At 39.9% G+C, this 16,865-nt stretch carries 18 protein-coding genes and 4 tRNA genes; 20 read left to right on the forward strand and 2 right to left on the reverse strand.

What is annotated here, in order from left to right; translation table 11 throughout:
• Window positions 1-43 precede the first annotated feature (43 nt).
• Entirely contained in the window at window positions 44-592 is a 549-nt protein-coding gene (locus I5515_RS17010; protein WP_002115876.1) for an NUDIX hydrolase, read from the reverse strand.
• Window positions 593-706: 114 nt separating this feature from the next.
• On the opposite strand from I5515_RS17010, the gene I5515_RS17015 reads away from it, so the two are divergent.
• The 6 genes from I5515_RS17015 to fghA all read left to right on the forward strand — a co-directional run bounded on the left by I5515_RS17015 (window position 707) and on the right by fghA (window position 5,887).
• Complete coding sequence (locus tag I5515_RS17015; RefSeq protein ID WP_199968888.1) at window positions 707-1,336, forward strand: CoA pyrophosphatase; 630 nt, start codon at window positions 707-709, stop codon at window positions 1,334-1,336.
• Between the two features lie 19 nt (window positions 1,337-1,355).
• The gene (locus I5515_RS17020) at window positions 1,356-1,883 is read left to right on the forward strand and encodes a gamma carbonic anhydrase family protein (protein WP_199968919.1); all 528 of its coding nucleotides are present in this window, start codon (window positions 1,356-1,358) and stop codon (window positions 1,881-1,883) included.
• A 135-nt stretch (window positions 1,884-2,018) separates the two neighbouring features.
• A complete protein-coding gene (tsaB, locus tag I5515_RS17025; protein WP_199968890.1) occupies window positions 2,019-2,684 on the forward strand; it encodes a tRNA (adenosine(37)-N6)-threonylcarbamoyltransferase complex dimerization subunit type 1 TsaB in 666 nt (221 codons plus the stop codon).
• A 9-nt stretch (window positions 2,685-2,693) separates the two neighbouring features.
• On the forward strand, window positions 2,694-3,485 hold the full coding sequence (locus I5515_RS17030; RefSeq protein ID WP_199968892.1) for a class I SAM-dependent methyltransferase: 792 nt from the start codon (window positions 2,694-2,696) through the stop codon (window positions 3,483-3,485).
• A 136-nt stretch (window positions 3,486-3,621) separates the two neighbouring features.
• Window positions 3,622-5,073 (forward strand): C13 family peptidase, encoded by a 1,452-nt coding sequence (locus tag I5515_RS17035; RefSeq protein ID WP_199968895.1) that lies wholly within the window; start codon window positions 3,622-3,624, stop codon window positions 5,071-5,073.
• The gene (gene fghA / locus I5515_RS17040; RefSeq protein WP_199968897.1) at window positions 5,042-5,887 is read left to right on the forward strand and encodes an S-formylglutathione hydrolase; all 846 of its coding nucleotides are present in this window, start codon (window positions 5,042-5,044) and stop codon (window positions 5,885-5,887) included. The genes I5515_RS17035 and fghA overlap by 32 nt, the downstream gene beginning before the upstream one ends.
• Here fghA and I5515_RS17045 read toward each other — a convergent pair whose 3' ends face one another.
• Window positions 5,888-6,160 carry a DUF2218 domain-containing protein gene (locus I5515_RS17045; RefSeq protein ID WP_199968899.1) on the reverse strand — a complete coding sequence of 91 codons (273 nt, stop codon included), beginning with the start codon at window positions 6,158-6,160 and terminating at the stop codon, window positions 5,888-5,890.
• Window positions 6,161-6,343: 183 nt separating this feature from the next.
• Between I5515_RS17045 and rpe the strand changes: the two genes are divergently transcribed.
• The 14 genes from rpe (at window position 6,344) to I5515_RS17115 (ending at window position 16,642) form a co-directional block, all read left to right on the forward strand.
• Window positions 6,344-7,030 carry a ribulose-phosphate 3-epimerase gene (rpe, locus tag I5515_RS17050; RefSeq protein WP_199968901.1) on the forward strand — a complete coding sequence of 229 codons (687 nt, stop codon included), beginning with the start codon at window positions 6,344-6,346 and terminating at the stop codon, window positions 7,028-7,030.
• Window positions 7,031-7,387: 357 nt separating this feature from the next.
• Window positions 7,388-8,209 carry a Cof-type HAD-IIB family hydrolase gene (locus tag I5515_RS17055; RefSeq protein ID WP_199968903.1) on the forward strand — a complete coding sequence of 274 codons (822 nt, stop codon included), beginning with the start codon at window positions 7,388-7,390 and terminating at the stop codon, window positions 8,207-8,209.
• 103 nt (window positions 8,210-8,312) lie between these two features.
• Complete coding sequence (locus I5515_RS17060) at window positions 8,313-8,708, forward strand: hypothetical protein (protein WP_199968905.1); 396 nt, start codon at window positions 8,313-8,315, stop codon at window positions 8,706-8,708.
• Window positions 8,709-8,748: 40 nt separating this feature from the next.
• Window positions 8,749-10,758: a multicopper oxidase domain-containing protein gene (locus tag I5515_RS17065; RefSeq protein ID WP_199968907.1), complete on the forward strand. Its 2,010-nt coding sequence runs from the start codon at window positions 8,749-8,751 to the stop codon at window positions 10,756-10,758.
• Window positions 10,745-11,500: a copper resistance protein B gene (locus I5515_RS17070; RefSeq protein ID WP_199968909.1), complete on the forward strand. Its 756-nt coding sequence runs from the start codon at window positions 10,745-10,747 to the stop codon at window positions 11,498-11,500. The genes I5515_RS17065 and I5515_RS17070 overlap by 14 nt, the downstream gene beginning before the upstream one ends.
• A gap of 28 nt (window positions 11,501-11,528) precedes the next feature.
• Window positions 11,529-12,524, forward strand: a complete 996-nt coding sequence (locus tag I5515_RS17075) for a cation transporter (protein ID WP_199968911.1) — start codon at window positions 11,529-11,531, stop codon at window positions 12,522-12,524.
• 197 nt (window positions 12,525-12,721) lie between these two features.
• Window positions 12,722-13,042, forward strand: a complete 321-nt coding sequence (locus I5515_RS17080; RefSeq protein WP_033848158.1) for a DMT family transporter — start codon at window positions 12,722-12,724, stop codon at window positions 13,040-13,042.
• Window positions 13,043-13,053: 11 nt separating this feature from the next.
• Complete coding sequence (locus tag I5515_RS17085; protein ID WP_199968913.1) at window positions 13,054-13,533, forward strand: methylated-DNA--[protein]-cysteine S-methyltransferase; 480 nt, start codon at window positions 13,054-13,056, stop codon at window positions 13,531-13,533.
• 135 nt (window positions 13,534-13,668) lie between these two features.
• On the forward strand, window positions 13,669-14,889 hold the full coding sequence (argJ, locus tag I5515_RS17090; RefSeq protein ID WP_199968915.1) for a bifunctional glutamate N-acetyltransferase/amino-acid acetyltransferase ArgJ: 1,221 nt from the start codon (window positions 13,669-13,671) through the stop codon (window positions 14,887-14,889).
• A gap of 146 nt (window positions 14,890-15,035) precedes the next feature.
• Entirely contained in the window at window positions 15,036-16,100 is a 1,065-nt protein-coding gene (gene nadA / locus I5515_RS17095) for a quinolinate synthase NadA (RefSeq protein ID WP_009390598.1), read from the forward strand.
• Between the two features lie 142 nt (window positions 16,101-16,242).
• Window positions 16,243-16,319, forward strand: a tRNA-Pro gene (locus tag I5515_RS17100).
• Window positions 16,320-16,375: 56 nt separating this feature from the next.
• Window positions 16,376-16,452: transfer RNA gene (locus I5515_RS17105), tRNA-Arg, on the forward strand.
• 33 nt (window positions 16,453-16,485) lie between these two features.
• A tRNA-His gene (locus tag I5515_RS17110) sits at window positions 16,486-16,561 on the forward strand.
• Window positions 16,562-16,565: 4 nt separating this feature from the next.
• A tRNA-Pro gene (locus I5515_RS17115) sits at window positions 16,566-16,642 on the forward strand.
• The last annotated feature ends 223 nt before the right edge of the window (window positions 16,643-16,865 follow it).

Consider the following 16,865-nt stretch of genomic DNA (forward strand, 5'->3'; position numbering starts at 1 on the left):
ATAAAAAAAGACCGCTAGGCGGTCTTTTTTATTATCTAATTGATTAACCAGTATGGTCTAAACGAGTACCCAAAGTTTCAAGATGTGTTGGGAACACTTGTTTTTTACGGTCTTCAAAATAATGTCTTAATGTGTGTTCAACACTGGGGAAAGCAAGTTCACCCCATGGAATTTCATGCTCTTCAAACAAGCGACTCTCGATACTTTCTTCACCTGCACCAAAAATTCCGTCTTTCAGCTGTGCTTTAAACAACACATAAATCTGACCAATACGAGGAATATTGTACATGCAATAAAGTTGTTCTATTTCTATCTCGGCTTCAGCTTCTTCACGAGTTTCGCGTGCTGCACCTTGCTCCATTGTTTCAAACAATTCCATGTAACCAGCAGGCAATGTCCATAGACCATAACGAGGTTCAATCGCACGACGACAGAGTAATACTTTGTCTTCCCATAACGCTAAGGCACCACATATTACTTTAGGATTTTCATAATGGATATTGCCACAATGAGTACAAACACGTCGTACTTTATGATCACCTAAAGGAATTTTTTGTTCGGTTTTATGCCCACACGCTACACAGAAACTCATAATTATCATCGAGTATAGAGATGATTCAGCATAACTGAATTTTTAGACTTACGCATCAACTCTATTCCCTAAGTTTATTTTTCAGATATGATGAAAAGAGAGACAGAATAATAGGTGAATGGTATGGAAGAGCACTTGCTAACACAAAAGTTACAGCAAAGATTGCGCTTTTCCACCCGCATACAAGAAGCACAAGCAGCAGTACTTATTGCTATTACAAATGAAAATAATCCTAAGGTACTGCTTACACGCCGTTCAATACATATGAACAACCATGCGGGAGAAGTTTCTTTTCCGGGTGGAAAGCGTGACCCCAGTGATACGAGTAATATTGTGGTGGCCTTAAGAGAGGCTCAGGAAGAGACTGCTTTAAACCCGTTTGATGTTCAGTTGTTAGGTGATTTGCCAATGCAACGTGCAAGAAGTGGATTGTCTGTAAAACCGATTGTTGGACTTATTCCGCCAGAGGTAACTTTAATACCTCAGCCTACTGAAATTGATCGAATTTTTTTTGTACCTTTGCAAGAATTAATCGATACCAGACCCATGCCGTATGAAGTACGTTATGCCCATCAATCTTTATACTTTCCGAGTTTACAGATTGATAATGAAATTATTTGGGGTTTAACTGCTCGTATGTTAGTTGCTCTATTTAAATATGGATTGGGTTATCAAAAAGATTGGCCATTTTTACTCAACTCACCAACCTTTGGAATGCCAAAGTTTTCTCATAAGAATAAATGATCAGGATTGATAAATTATGATGTATAGCTATCAAGGACAGCACCCAAAAGCCTTACATGAACCATGGGATGGTTGGGTTGCTCCAACAGCAACGCTAATTGGACAAGTAGAGTTGGGGCGTCAGGTCAGTATTTGGTTTGGAGCTGTAGTACGTGCCGATAACTGCGTAGTTCGAATTGGTGATTTTTCTAATATTCAAGAAAATTCTGTATTGCATACTGATGCTGGACTTGAGTTAAATATTGGTGAATATGTCACGGTCGGACATAAAGTCATGCTGCATGGTTGTACGATTGGTGATAATAGTTTGATCGGAATGAACGCCGTAATTTTAAATCGAGCTGTGATTGGCAAGAATTGTATTATTGGTGCTAATGCTTTAATTCCTGAAGGGAAGGTGATTCCAGATAATTCGGTGGTTATGGGATCGCCCGGCAAAATTGTTAAAACTTTAGATGAAGATGGTGCGGCAAAAATACGCTTGAGTGCATTGCATTATGCTGAACATTTTAAAAGTTATAGTGATTTAAAAGAATTTAACTTTTAAATCTTTTTTAGCAAAATATTTTTATGCCAAGCACAAGCTTGGCATTTTTATTTAGAAAGAGAACGACTCGCCTATCAGAGCTGAGTGGGGTATCATAACCCTCGTTTTTAATCTGATTTAATACTAAGGTTGTGCATGAAATTGCTGGCGTTGGAAACTGCAAATGAGCAGTGTTCTATTTCATTAGTCGATGAAACCCAAGAACTGTTTTTTCAACTCGATACGCGGGCGAAAGCACAAACCCAGACCATTTTGCCCATGATTGAGCAGGGGCTACAACAAACAGGTCTTGAGGTTGCTGGTCTAGATGCGATTGCCTTTAGTCGTGGGCCGGGTTCTTTTAGTGGTGTTCGAATTAATGCAGCTGTGACTCAGGCATTGGCATGGTCACAAGATTTACCCGTTATTCCTGTTTCGAGTTTGCAAGCTTTAGCTCAAGCGGCATACCGACTTGAAGGTTTGAAACAAGTGACTGCGGTACTCGATGCACGTATGAACGAAGTTTACATTGCAAGTTATGTTCTAGATGAGCATGGAACTATGCAATGTATTGATGAAGAAAAATTAATGGGCTACGAGCCAGCTGCTGCTTACGCAAAACATTGCTTAATTGGTTCGGGCGCCAAGCTACTTCAAGCTGATGCAGATCATCAAACAATTATTGCAACTGCACAAGATATTGCTTCTATTGCACGTGTTTATGCAGCGCAAAAGCAGTGGGTTGATGCTGAACATGCTTTGCCAGTTTATTTACGTGATGATGCATGGAAAAAAATAGCAGATCAGGGTAAAGCAAAATAAAGGCTAATCATGCACATATATTTTGAAGTAGATTTTCAAGAACAAGCACAGCACTACCAAGCTGTGCTTTGTTCTAGAGGCGTGACTGCCGTGTTGCAGTCAGTTGAAAAACTGAATGCACGCTTTTTGCGTTTAAATCCTGAATTGGCACTTTGCGTTGATGAAAACGGGTTGTGGTTGTCTGCAAATGGCATGAAAATGCAGCCCGACTGGAAAGCTGAAATTTCTCGTTTAAAACGTGCAAGCCTTAAATCAGAAATGATTGCCCGTGCTTGTCAGCTTGGAGAGAAACCAGTTTTGGTCGATGCTACAGCGGGATTAGGCCATGATAGTTTACTCATGGCTTATTTGGGGGCCGAAATTCAGCTCGTTGAGCGGCATCCGATTTTATTTACCTTACTTGAAGATGCAAAAGCACACGCTGAGCAAGAGGGTTTTTTAAGCCAGTTTATGGATCGGATTCAACTGGTCTTTTCCGACTCTGCAAGTTATTTACAACAGTTAGAACAAGAAGCCCAAACGGTTGATGTGGTTTATTTAGACCCGATGTTCCCCCAGCGTGATCAGAATCATCAAGCAATCAAAAAGCAAGCTCAAGTTAAAAAACAGATGCAGCTTTTACATCTACTTTTACCCGAAGATGGTGAAATGGATTTAGGCGATAATTTACTGTTTCTGGCGCAGAAAGTTGCTAAACGTGTGGTGGTTAAACGGCCACGACATGCTATTTTTCTGGCAAATCAAGAACCAGCTCATCAATGGCAAGGAGATGCTTGTCGTTTTGATGCGTATTTTCAGTAGGCTTATGTAAGGTTAGGTTTTATTGCTTGAATAATGCACAAATATATGTGATATAGTTCAAAAGGATGATTGCTAAAATTCTTAGCAGGCATACACTTAGAGTGCCTGTCAAAAACGAAATTTTTGAAAACCTTTTATGATTGATCTTAAACCGTCCATTAACTTTTGGCATGATTTTAAAAGCAACCAAATTGCCGGAATGTGGCTGTTTTTGGGATCAAGACGTTCTTTACAAATTGTACATCCATCAATTCTTCAGCTCATTGTCTGGGGAATTTTAGGAGGATGTACTAACTCTCTTTATAGCTGGCTTGTGGCTGGTCAAAGCGGTGATTTCAATTCACAAGGTTTAATTGGTTACGCACTTTGGCCGTTTATTGCCTTAATTGTCGGTATTTTCTTATCGCAGCGCACCAACCAACCTCGTTTAATGCTAGTACCTGCTTTACTTTGGTTGGTTCTAGATACAAATATTTTATTAATTCAATGTTTAATTCAGTATTTGGGTTCTAACGGCTATCTCAACTTTATCCCAGATGCTATTTACAACGGAATTTTACCAAGCCTATTTGTAGCTTTGTTCGTGTGGCAAAGTTTGGCAGTGATTTGGGTTTTCTCACGCGAGCTCAAGTGGCCTTGGTGGGAACGTGCACTTGTCATGGTTGCGACTATTGCGACTATGGTGGTCTGGCAACTTTCTGTAAAAGATCAACCGATTTGGAAAGTCGAAGATTCAGCTCCAACATTTGCTGAAGATGCTTTTTACGCACAAAGTAAGCTGCTGAATGATTCTTTAGAACACGTCCAATATGGTGAGCAGGCAAAAAGTCATTGGTATTTTTTAGGCGTGGCAGGTGATAGCTACCAAGATGTTTTTAAGTCGGAAGTAGTCCGTATTAAAGAACAGTTTGATACACGTTTTGGTACTGTGGGCCGTTCGATGATGTTGGTCAATAATCCAGACACCCGTACAGAAATTCCAATTGCTTCTAAAACAAGTATAGAGTTAGCCCTACGCCGTATGGGGCAGCAAATGAACCGTGATAGCGATGTCCTATTTCTATATATGACTTCACACGGTGAACAAAATCACTTCGAAATTGAAAATGCACCATTAGATTTAGGGCAAGTCGACCCTAAATGGTTACGTGAAACACTAGATAAATCGGGTATTCGCTGGCGTGTAATTGTCATCTCGGCCTGTTATTCAGGAAGCTTTATTCCTGCTTTACAGTCTCCTGATACTTTAATTATTACTGCCTCAGCTGCTGATAAAACTTCTTTTGGATGTAATAACGAAGCTGACTATACTTATTTTGGTCGAGCTTTCTTTGATTTAGCAATGCGAGAGCAATCTTCAATGAAAGATTCGTTTAATACTGCTAAGCAAACGGTAACCAAATGGGAAGTGGCTCAAGGTGTAGATCCTTCAGAGCCTCAGTGGATGATTGGTAAAAATATGGAACTCATGCTACCTCAATTGGAAAAGTATCTATTTCCTCAGCAAAATACGGGTAGTGTAGATATTGCTCAAACAAAAACAGAGGCTAAAAACGATGCAACTCCTGCAAAAAAACCGCTGCTTTGAGGGTGAGCAGCGTATATACCAATTTGAATCTCAGTTGTTAAAAGGACCAGCTAAGTTTGGTGTTTATTTGCCACCGGCTGCATTGGAAGGTAAAGCTTGTTCAACATTGTTTTACCTTGCTGGGTTAACGTGTACTGAAGAAACCTTTGCCATAAAAGCACATGCACAGCATATGGCAGCACAACTCAGTCTCATATTGATTACACCTGACACTTCTCCTCGTGGAGAGCAAGTCGCAGCAGGGGATCATTGGGATTTAGGTCAAGGTGCAGGCTTTTATATTAATGCCACACAAGCGCCTTGGTCTGAGCATTATCAAATGGAAAGCTATTTAATTGATGAGTTATATCCACTCATTTTGAAAAGTTTTTCTGTAAATGCTCAACAAGTTGGTATCTTTGGGCACTCAATGGGTGGCCACGGTGCACTAACTTTAGCGTTTAAATATCCTGAGAAGTTTAAGTCTGTATCTGCTTTTGCTCCGATCTGCGCACCAACTGAATGTGCATGGGGAGACAAAGCTTTTAGTCATTACTTAGGGAATGACCGCGATAGCTGGTTGGCTCATGATGCCACAGCTTTAGTCTCAAAAAATGGTGCAGTATTTAACGAAATTTTGGTTGATCAGGGCTTAGATGACCAATTTTATGAACAGCTTCACCCTGAAAAATTTAAGCAAGCATGTTTAAAAGCGGGACAGCCTTTAACTTTAAGACAACATGCTGGCTATGATCATGGCTATTACTTTATTCAAACCTTTATGGATGAGCATTTACAGTTTCATGCAATCCAGTTAGAAAAGGTAAATGGCTAATTAATGCTGCCATTCCACCTGAAATTCTTGTTGAGCCATACGGTTTAGATGATCAAGGACAACTTTTTCTAAGTGGTCGTGGTCATCTAATTGGCTATCGATAGCAACGTTTAATTGCTCTGTTGCAGGTGCCAGCATAATGGTTGCTGTAGGCATTAAAATTTTGAAATCTTGTTCAGTTTCTTGTACTTCAAATTTATGTTTCCAATGATTAACTAGACGTTTTGCAATACGTTTACCATCGTTTGTTAATAGATGAGTTGTGCTTTTCATTATAAATCCTCGCATTGGTTTAATGTACCTTAACAAATTCGTTTAGCGCTTAGCATCCTATTGTTGCAACATTACGTTGCAAGTTTGAAATGTTGCCATTTGAGCAAGGAAGAGCGGCCCAATTAGGTGGTTTTTTGTTATAATTTAAGTCTCTCCTTAAATTTTTAGCCAGGTCATCCACCTATGTCCAAGCCTTATTTGATTGCTCCTTCTATTTTATCTGCAGACTTTGCTCGTTTAGGGGAAGATGTAGACAAAGTTTTAGCCGCAGGTGCAGATGTAGTGCATTTTGATGTGATGGATAATCACTACGTTCCAAATTTAACTTTTGGTGCCGGTGTGTGTAAGGCTTTAAAAAAATATGGAATTAAAGCTCCTGTTGATGTGCACTTAATGGTATCTCCAGTTGATCGTATCATTGGAGACTTTTTGGAAGCTGGTGCTGATATTATTACCTTCCACCCCGAAGCATCTCATCACATTGATCGTTCATTACAGTTGATTAAGTCAGGTGGTGCTAAAGCTGGTTTAGTCTTTAACCCAGCAACGCCATTACATTATTTAGATTATGTACTTGATAAAGTTGACCAAATTTTATTAATGAGCGTAAACCCGGGTTTTGGTGGGCAAAAGTTCATTCCGATGACTTTAGAAAAATTACGTGAAGCTCGTAAAATCATTGATGCGAGTGGCCGTGATATTCGCTTAGAAGTTGATGGTGGCGTTGGTCCTGCAAATATTCGTGAAATTGCGGAAGCGGGCGCGGATATGTTTGTTGCTGGTTCAGCAATTTTTGGTCAGCCAGATTATAAAGTAGTGATTGATCAAATGCGTGCGGAGCTTGCAAAAGTTGGTAGCGTTGACGCTTAAAAACAAGTATTAAACAGAGAGTAATCTTGTGGATAACTTTGTTTATAACTGTATGGATAACTGTGTTGATAACCATATGGATAAGATGTTGGTAAAATAAACAAAATTAGATCAACCGTTTATTCGTTAAGCTAAATACTTAAAAAAAGAACGTTTTGGCGTTCTTTTTTTATACCAATTGAATATTTTATCATCTGATTTTTTATTAAGCTTAACTAAAAAACAACCTGTGCAAAAAACGATAGGGCTCTGTGTAAAAATCTTTTAGGAATAGATAAGTATAAAACTGTAAAAGTGTCATGAAAAATAAAGCTAAATTTGCTTTAATAAGATTTTAGTAAGAGATTTAGATAATTAATGACGATAAAAATTTTAGCGGTAGATATGGATGGGACTTTTCTTAATTCTAAGAAGCAGTACAACAAAGCACGTTTTTTAAAACAGTACGAACAACTTAAACAAAATAATATTCATTTCGTCGTTGCCAGTGGTAACCAATTAGCAAAGCTTGTTACTTATTTTCCAGAAATTAGTCATGAAATTGCTTTTATTGCAGAAAATGGCGCGCACGTTGTAGATGCAGGGCAAGAAATAGCTTTTGCTCATTTAAGCCACGAACAATTTACTGAAATTTTAAAAGCAATTGACTCAGTATATATATCTAAAATGGTCATCTGCGGGAAACAGAGCGCATATGTACATCGCAGTATGAACGCCGAGGACTATGCCAAAGTTGCTCATTATTTTGAGAAGTTAACAGTTATAGATGATTTTTATGCACTAAATGATCTGGTATGCAAAATCACTTTTACTGCTGATGAAAATGGGAGTTTTACTGTTTTTGAACATTTCCAACAGCAAAATTTTGTTGCAGATAAAATCTTGGTTCCTGTCTCAAGTGGCTTTGGCTTCATCGATTTGATACTTCCAGATCAGCATAAAGCACATGGTTTAAAGCTTTTACAGCAGAAATGGAATGTTGAATCAAAAGAAATTGCTGCGATTGGTGATAACAATAATGATATTCAGATGATTAGAGCGGTGGACTATGGATTTGCAGTTGAAAATGCCATAGATGCTTTAAAAGCAGTAGCACCTTACACAACCGGAAGTAATGAACAAGAAGGTGCATTGCAGGTTATAGATCTGCTACTTCAGCACCAAGCTCCATTTTCTTAACTGAAAAAGATCCATCGCTTAGAGCTGAAAATTGTATATCTACAAAAACTTGGTTATGCTAATCGGGTTAAGATCATCCATCGGCTCTAGGCGATAACCCCCAATGGCACTACAACACTTACGCAAGTATGCTTGGTTTGTGTTCCTAATGGCTTTAGTCATTGGGTGGAGTGGCGTGTCTATTGCTCAGACACCTATGCAGCATGATCTTCACACTATGCCATGTTATAGTGAAAAAATTTCGCATGAAAATATGCATGGTCATGCTAGTGATCAAGCCATATGCCATCAATCTATGGATCAGATCTCTCACCAGCATGGTGAGCATTGTAAGGACTGTAACCCTGTACATTGTCAGATTGTGAATCTGGCATTACAGCAAGTCGTGCCAGATGTTGAATCACAATTTATTCACATCCCATCTCAATTTAGCAGTGTTTATCAGGCTCAGCATTTAGCTGGATACTGGCAAGAGATTTTACGTCCACCTAAAGCTTAATCCTTTCTTACTTATTTTTTAATTAAAAAGGATTACAGCAATGTCTCATAAAACACTTAGCAGCTTAGTCGCTGTATTTGGTCTATTGGTTTCACCATGGACTCTGGCAGCAATTAAGGAATATCACCTGAATATTAATGAACAACAGGTGAATATTACTGGTCAACCGCTAAAGCGAATTACCGTAAATGGAAAGTTTACAGCACCTCTCCTTGAGTTTGAGGAAGGGGATGAAGCTGTTATTCATGTTCATAATCAATTAAAAAATCAGGATACATCTTTGCATTGGCATGGGTTATTGTTGCCGGGGTTAATGGATGGCGTACCGGGTTTTAATAATTTTAAAGGAATCGCGCCAAACGGAGATTTTGTTTACCGCTTTAAGGTGAAACAAAACGGCACCTATTGGTATCACGCACATAGTAAAGGCCAAGAGCAAGACGGCTTATATGGTCCGCTTGTGATTTATCCTAAAGGAAAAGTTCCGGTTGCAGCTCATGAAAAAACTGACCGTGATTACGTGGTGATGCTGTCTGATTTTCATAATTCTTCTAGCGATAGCATTATGAAGAATTTGAAAAAATCTGCTGAGTATTATCAAAACCGTCGTGAAACCGTATCTGACGTTTGGAAACAAGTTAAAACGCAAGGCTTAAAAGCAACTTGGCAAGATCGTTCGATGTGGAACCAGATGCGAATGTTAAAAACCGATATGTCCGATGTGACTGGTTATACTTTCTTAGTGAATGGGAAAACGCCACAGCAAAACTGGACAGGTGATTTTAAGGCAGGCGATAAAGTTCGATTACGATTTATTAATGCATCTGCAATGTCATTTTTTGATGTCCGAATTCCAAATTTGAAAATGACAGTCGTGAGTGCAGATGGGCAGCCAGTAAAACCTGTTGCAATTGATGAGTTTCGTATTGGTACAGCCGAAACCTATGATGTAATTGTTGAACCTAAACAGCCAAACTATCAGATTGAAGCAGAGTCTATTGACCGTAGTGGTTTTGCTATCGGTACTTTGCATGATGAAAATACTCAAGCGGTTGGTCCAATTAAAATGCCAAAGCCACGTCCGCGCTCTTTATTGACCATGGATGATATGGGCATGAATCATGGTGATGGGGGCGGTGATGAACATGCTAGCCATCAAATGAATATGAGCCATGACATGTCGGTGATGTCGGAAATGAAAAAAGAGCCGAGCCATGCTAATCATGATCATGCAATGATGAACATGGACCATGACATGAAAAATATGTCATCTGGCCAACAAGATCACTCCATGATGCAAATGAAGCACGACATGTCAACAATGCCTGAAATGAAGCATGATATGCAGGCAATGCCGTCTAGTGAACAGGACCATTCAATGATGGGAATGAAGCATGATATGTCTGCTATGCCTAAGATGAAGGCAATGCCGTCTAGCGAGCAGGACCATTCTATGATGCAGATGAATCATGAAATGCCAGCTCAATCTGAGAGTACCAATAAAAAAGATAAGCCAGTTTATGGCTGGGCAAATGCTTCGACACCTGTTGGTATGAAAGCGTTGCAGTATAGTGATTTGCAGTCTTTAACCCCTCAACCAGATACACGTGCGCCAGAACGAGAGTTAGTCATTCGATTAGGTGGCAATATGGAGCGTTATATCTGGACCATTAATGGCAAGAAGTTTAGCGAAGCTGAACCATTACAGGTTAAATATGGCGAACGTATTCGCTTGAAGTTTGTGAATGACAGCATGATGGCGCATCCAATGCATTTACACGGCATGTTTATGCAATTAGAAAATGGTCAGCAAGCAGAAAACTTACCAAATAAACATACCGTTATTGTTCCGCCAGGAAAGACAGTTACTGCGTTATTGACAGCCGATGCATTAGGCGAGTGGGCGATTCATTGTCATCTGCTTTATCACATGAGTGCAGGTATGATGAATAAGTTGATTGTGGCTCAAGTGAATGATGGACAATCTACTCAATCTCAAGCACCTGTTCAATCTGATGATGAGAAAGGAGCTAGTCATGCGCATCACTAAGCTGTTTTCTCAAATGATATTCTGTGGGGCTTTCGCTAGCGTATCTGTATTTAGTTTTGCTCAAGAACCCTTAACGCATGATCATTTACGTGAACATGGTGGACAGATCTATCAAGCGACAACCATTGATACTGCCTGGACTAAAAAGGAAGGAGGAGAAGGTGGTTTTTCTTCTGAATTAGAAAGTTGGGTAGGAACTGATGAAAATAAATTATTCATCAAAGCACACGTTGAAAAGGCCGAGTCGGAAGATGCCAATTATGGTGGTTCAGTGTTTTATAGTCGAAATATAGCTGACTATTGGGATGTGCAGGCTGGAGTGAACTATGAACGTTCGCAAAGGGAAGACATTAAAGACGACCGCTGGGCTGGTGTAGTTGGTTTACATGGTTTAGCACCTTACTTCTTTGAAACAGATGCGTATTTGTACGCAGGTGAAGATCAGTTATGGAAGCTAAGCTTAGAAACAGAAAGAGACTTACTCTTTACTCAAAAACTTATTGGTAAACCTTATCTAAAAGCTAATGTGGTTTTACAAGATGAATCTCGTTATGCGAGTAAAACCGGTTTATCTAGCGTACAAGCAGGTTTTCAAACCCGTTATGAAATCAATAAAAAAGTAATGCCATTTGTTGATCTCGGTTATGGTTATGAAAAGGGTTTAAAACAAACCGAATGGCAAGTTGGAACTAACTCTGAACATGGCTGGTATTATGGAGCAGGGTTAACACTAAAATTCTAATTGCCGAACAAAAAATAAGCTTAAACACATGCCATTGGTTTATACTGATGGCATTGTTTTTTGTGTCAGTTATGGTGCAAAGATGGCTTTAGAAAAACAAGAGAATCAAATACATTTAAATAAAAGTAGTGCTAGCTGCGGTTGCTCAAGCATATCGCCGCAGGAGTATTCTACGCCTAGTGAATCTACGGCTAACAAGAGCCAATGGGTGAGTTATTATCATATTCCTAAAATGGATTGTGCAGCAGAAGAGCAAATGGTAAGGATGGCTTTAGGCCCTTACGCTGAAAATATTCAAGAACTTTACTTTGACTTACCTGCACGTCATTTAGCCATTTACCATAGTGCTCAAGCGGAGTTGATTACTCAAAGTTTACAACGCTTAGGTTTAGGTGCTGAATTACAGCAGACACAACCTCATTATGAGTATGTTGAAAAACCTAAACGAGAACAACGGAGATCTTCGAAAAATACCTCGCAAAAACAGGTCTTACAGTGGCTGTTGCTCATTAATGCAGTCATGTTTGTCATTGAGTTTATGGCAGGCATTATTGCTTCATCGACAGGGTTAATCGCCGATTCACTGGATATGTTTGCGGATGCTGCGATTTATGGTATTGCTTTATTTGTGGTGGGTAAAAACCTCAATGCTCAATTAAAGGCTGCACATATTTCCGGATGGTTTCAGTTTGGCTTAGCCATGATTGTGTTAGTTGATGTATTGCGTCGTTTTATATATGGCAGTGAACCTGTTTCAATTCTCATGATTTTAATTGGCGGATTAGCTCTTGCAGCCAATATTACTTGTCTTTATTTAATGAGAGACCATAAAGAGAGTGGGGCACATATGAAGGCCAGTTATATCTTTTCTGCCAATGATGTCATTGTTAATTTGGGAGTCATTGTTGCAGGTATTTTAGTGGCTCTTACAGGTTCTCATTATCCGGACCTAATTATTGGATTGATTGTCGTATTATTCGTTTTAAATGGTGCCCGAAAAATTCTACTATTAAAAAATGATTAGTTTTAGATTCTAAGTTGTTTAAATATATAAGAAATTTGATTTAAAAATTCGGTAATTGAAGGCAGTGTGATTGATATCAATTGCCTTCATTTTTTATTTTAAAGTAAACTCATGATTCAATAGAAAGGAGGAACGACCTCCCCCAGACTGGGTAATCATGTCGGGACGACCTGACACTATAAAAATTAGTGAATGTTATGGCTTGGGCTATTTTAATTTTAGCAGGTGTATTTGAAATCATTTGGGCGTATTCAATGAAAATGTCCGAAGGTTTTACACGCTTAACCCCTAGTATTATTACCGTAGTTTTTATGATTTTGAGCGTAATTCTACTTTCAATTTCAATGAAGACTTTACCCCTTGGCACTGCCTATACGGTTTGGACTGGGATTGGCGCAATCGGGTCATTTCTAGTTGGTATTTTCTTTCTTCATGAGCCTGTTGGCGCTATGCGAATGATTGCCGCTGTATTGATTGTGTCAGGTTTGGTTTTAATGAAAATTTCATCGCCATCTTAAGAGAATAAACTATGTTGCTGTCTTATAAGTATATCAATTCGCCTGTTGGGCAATTGAAGCTTGTTGCGAATGAAAATGCTTTGGTGGCAGTACTCTGGGACAATGAAAATCCAAAACGTGTTCGGCTGGCTGAGCTGGTCGAACAAACTGATCATCCAGTTTTATTAAAAACTCAGCAGCAACTAGAAGAATATTTTGAAGGCAAGCGCCGTGAATTTACATTGCCACTAGATTTTGAAGGAACCTTATTTCAAAAACAGGTGTGGGGTGCTTTACTGACCATTCCCTATGGTGAAACAAGAAGTTATAAACAAATCGCAATTCAAATTGGCAATGAAAAATCAGTGAGAGCAGTGGGTGCTGCGAATGGTAAAAACCCGATTTCAATTATTGCACCTTGTCATCGAGTTATTGGTGCAGGCGGTGCCTTAGTAGGTTTCGCTGGTGGTCTTGATAAGAAAGATATTTTATTAAAGTTAGAGCAAAAATAAGCTATTTTTAGCGCTCGATTTTTTTAGGCTTTTCTAATAAGCTGTCAACAATGATATTTCATATAAAGCGGGTTTTATTGCATCGCTATTTTGAAATATTGATCTTATTCATAACAAACTCTGGATGTTCTAAAAATGGCTGTCGGTGACGTAACAATGCCACAAATGCATGTGGTAAAAGGTGTAAAAATTGGCTCAACAGAAGCATATGTACGTTACCCGAACCGACGAGATTTAGTCATTTTTGAGTTTGCAGAAGGTTCAAATGTTGCAGGTGTATTTACTCAAAATGCATTTTGTGCCGCACCTGTTCATGTGTCGAAAGCTCATCTTGCCGAAGGCAACCCTCGCTATTTAGTGATTAATACAGGTAATGCCAATGCGGGTACTGGACCTAAAGGCTTAAAAAATGCCCAAGATACCTGTGCAAAGTTGGCTGAGCTTGCAGGCGTGAGCAGTTTTGAAGTACTGCCATTTTCTACAGGTGTGATTGGTGAACAGCTTCCAATGGAGCGTTTACTTGCAGGCCTTCAGCCTGCATTAAATAGCGTACAAGAGGCTGCTTGGAATGATGCTGCAACTGGCATTATGACCACAGATACAGTGCCTAAAGGTGCATCTGAACAATTTGAACTTGATGGCATCACTTATACCATGACAGGTATTAGTAAAGGTGCAGGCATGATTCGTCCAAACATGGCAACCATGCTGAGCTTTGTGGCTACAGATGCACCTATTAGCCGCGATTTAGTACAAAAGCTGTTAAAGACAACGGTCGATCATTCATTTAACCGTATTACCATTGATGGCGATACTTCAACAAATGACTCTTGTATTTTTGTAGCAACTGGTCAGGCTGGTGGCGCTGAAATTACATCAGACAGCGATGCACGCTATGCTCAGGTGTTAGAAGTGCTTGCTCGTGTAATGAATCGCTTGGCACAATTAATTATCCGTGATGGCGAAGGCGCAACGAAGTTTATTACTGTTGTTGTAGAGGGTGGTGGTAACATTCAGGAGTGTTGTGACATTGCATATAGCATTGCTCATTCACCACTCGTCAAAACTGCACTTTTTGCGTCAGACCCGAACTGGGGACGTATTTTAGCGGCAATTGGCTATGCGGGAGTGAAAGACTTAGATGTGTCTAAAATTCAAGTGTGGTTAGACGACGTACAAATCTGTAAAGATGGTGGCGCAGCTGAGGACTATACCGAAGAAGCCGGTGCACGAGTTATGGCACAAACCGAAATTACCATTCGTGTTGATTTAGGGCGTGGTCAGGCCAAAGACACGGTATATACCTGTGACTTATCTTATGACTATGTCAAAATTAATGCTGATTACCGTTCGTAAATATTCAGTTATAATCAAGCCTCGACAAAGAGGCTTTTTTATTAGCCCCATCTTTTGATATTAAATGATCCAGTCTGGTAAATCATTTAAGCAGTAACGTTATATGCGAGCAGGTATGCCAGCATGAAGGATAGAGAAGACGTTTTATGAGTGATGCGACTTTAATTGCCAACGATGCAAAAAACATTGTACAAGCGCATTTAGACCGTTTAGGTGAGCCAAAAGACAACCGCCTAAGTGAAGAAGCAAAACAACAAAAGTTTGCACAGATCGAAGCAGAGCTCAAAAAACGTGATGCTGTCCTTGTGGCTCACTATTATTGTGACCCCGAAGTGCAAGAGCTTGCTGAAAAAACAGGTGGTTGTGTTTCTGACTCTTTAGAAATGGCCCGTTTCGGACGAGATCATGCTGCTTCTACACTTGTTGTCGCAGGTGTAAAATTTATGGGGGAAACAGCAAAAATTCTGTCTCCTGAAAAAACCATTTTAATGCCAACACTCGAGGCGACGTGTTCACTCGATTTAGGCTGCCCAGTTGATGAATTCACAGCATTTTGTGACCAACATCCAGATCACACGGTAGTGGTTTATGCAAATACATCAGCCGCAGTGAAAGCACGTGCAGATTGGGTGGTGACCTCAAGCTGTGCTGTTGAAATTGTTGAGCACCTAGATAGCTTGGGTGAAAAAATTATTTGGGCACCCGATCAGCACTTAGGTCGTTATATTCAAAAGAAAACTGGTGCAGATATGTTGCTTTGGGATGGCGCATGTATTGTGCATGAAGAATTCCGTGCACGTGGCATCGCCAACATGAAAGCATTGTATCCAGACGCTGCTGTATTGGTACATCCAGAATCGCCAGAGTCGGTGGTAGACATTGCAGATGCAGTAGGTAGTACCTCTCAACTCATTAAAGCTGCGCAGACTTTGCCAAATGAAAGACTCATTGTGGCAACTGACCGTGGTATTTTCTACAAAATGCAGCAAGCGGTACCAAATAAGATTTTAGTTGAAGCTCCAACTGCAGGTGAGGGGGCAACTTGTCGTTCATGTGCTCACTGTCCTTGGATGGCTATGAATGAACTTGACGGAATTTTAGAGGTTTTACAAAAGGGCGATCAAGAAATACACGTAGAACCAGCACTTGCTGAACGTGCCAAAATGCCTTTAGATCGAATGTTAGCCTTTAGTGCATCGTTAAAGCGTTAAAAAACATCAAAATGCTTGTTAAATATACATTTGATAAGGATTTTTAACTTTTTTTGACAATAGGTGTTGACGTCTGAGGGCGTCGCGCCTAGAATGCACACCGTACCGCACGATGTGCGATACAGCAAAAGCTGAGATAGATCGGAGCATAGCACAGCCTGGTAGTGCACCTGGTTTGGGACCAGGGGGTCGTAGGTTCGAATCCTACTGCTCCGACCACTTAAAATAATATTTTAAGATCGGCGAAGTATCGCATGATAAGCATCATCGGTTAAGCGCCTGTAGCTCAGTTGGATAGAGCATCCGCCTTCTAAGCGGATGGTCACAGGTTCGAATCCTGTCAGGCGCGCCATCCGGTAGCTTGGTACATAGAACTTATTTGATGGTGGATGTAGCTCAGTTGGTAGAGCCCTGGATTGTGATTCCAGTTGTCGCGGGTTCGAATCCCGTCATTCACCCCAATTTCGGAGCATAGCACAGCCTGGTAGTGCACCTGGTTTGGGACCAGGGGGTCGTAGGTTCGAATCCTACTGCTCCGACCATATTTTAAAGCTTTAACGCTTTAAAATATCCCAAAGATTAAAAAGAATTTCTTCTTATCTTATCGATAGAAGGAATTTTTTTGTTTTCTACTTCAAAATTTTAATTCAAACGTACTCCAATATTTAAACGTGTATATATAAGCTCTGTTCTCTGTTCTCTGTTCTCTGTTCTCTGTTCTCTGTTCTCTGTTCTCTGTTCTCTGTTCTCTGTTCTCTGTTCTCT

Origin of the sequence: Acinetobacter calcoaceticus (genome assembly GCF_016508255.1) — a bacterium.
In the GTDB taxonomy this organism is placed as follows: domain Bacteria; phylum Pseudomonadota; class Gammaproteobacteria; order Pseudomonadales; family Moraxellaceae; genus Acinetobacter; species Acinetobacter calcoaceticus_E.

What these genes read in the sequence shown, in the direction of transcription:
- I5515_RS17010 (WP_002115876.1), bottom strand. Translation starts at nt 592, where the DNA reads ATGAGTTTCTGTGTAGCGTGTGGGCATAAAACCGAACAAAAAATTCCT.
- I5515_RS17020 (WP_199968919.1), top strand. Translation starts at nt 1,356, where the DNA reads ATGTATAGCTATCAAGGACAGCACCCAAAAGCCTTACATGAACCATGG.
- tsaB (WP_199968890.1), top strand. Translation starts at nt 2,019, where the DNA reads ATGAAATTGCTGGCGTTGGAAACTGCAAATGAGCAGTGTTCTATTTCA.
- I5515_RS17030 (WP_199968892.1), top strand. Translation starts at nt 2,694, where the DNA reads ATGCACATATATTTTGAAGTAGATTTTCAAGAACAAGCACAGCACTAC.
- I5515_RS17035 (WP_199968895.1), top strand. Translation starts at nt 3,622, where the DNA reads ATGATTGATCTTAAACCGTCCATTAACTTTTGGCATGATTTTAAAAGC.
- fghA (WP_199968897.1), top strand. Translation starts at nt 5,042, where the DNA reads ATGCAACTCCTGCAAAAAAACCGCTGCTTTGAGGGTGAGCAGCGTATA.
- I5515_RS17045 (WP_199968899.1), bottom strand. Translation starts at nt 6,160, where the DNA reads ATGAAAAGCACAACTCATCTATTAACAAACGATGGTAAACGTATTGCA.
- rpe (WP_199968901.1), top strand. Translation starts at nt 6,344, where the DNA reads ATGTCCAAGCCTTATTTGATTGCTCCTTCTATTTTATCTGCAGACTTT.
- I5515_RS17055 (WP_199968903.1), top strand. Translation starts at nt 7,388, where the DNA reads ATGACGATAAAAATTTTAGCGGTAGATATGGATGGGACTTTTCTTAAT.
- I5515_RS17060 (WP_199968905.1), top strand. Translation starts at nt 8,313, where the DNA reads ATGGCACTACAACACTTACGCAAGTATGCTTGGTTTGTGTTCCTAATG.
- I5515_RS17065 (WP_199968907.1), top strand. Translation starts at nt 8,749, where the DNA reads ATGTCTCATAAAACACTTAGCAGCTTAGTCGCTGTATTTGGTCTATTG.
- I5515_RS17070 (WP_199968909.1), top strand. Translation starts at nt 10,745, where the DNA reads ATGCGCATCACTAAGCTGTTTTCTCAAATGATATTCTGTGGGGCTTTC.
- I5515_RS17075 (WP_199968911.1), top strand. Translation starts at nt 11,529, where the DNA reads ATGCCATTGGTTTATACTGATGGCATTGTTTTTTGTGTCAGTTATGGT.
- I5515_RS17080 (WP_033848158.1), top strand. Translation starts at nt 12,722, where the DNA reads ATGGCTTGGGCTATTTTAATTTTAGCAGGTGTATTTGAAATCATTTGG.
- I5515_RS17085 (WP_199968913.1), top strand. Translation starts at nt 13,054, where the DNA reads ATGTTGCTGTCTTATAAGTATATCAATTCGCCTGTTGGGCAATTGAAG.
- argJ (WP_199968915.1), top strand. Translation starts at nt 13,669, where the DNA reads ATGGCTGTCGGTGACGTAACAATGCCACAAATGCATGTGGTAAAAGGT.
- nadA (WP_009390598.1), top strand. Translation starts at nt 15,036, where the DNA reads ATGAGTGATGCGACTTTAATTGCCAACGATGCAAAAAACATTGTACAA.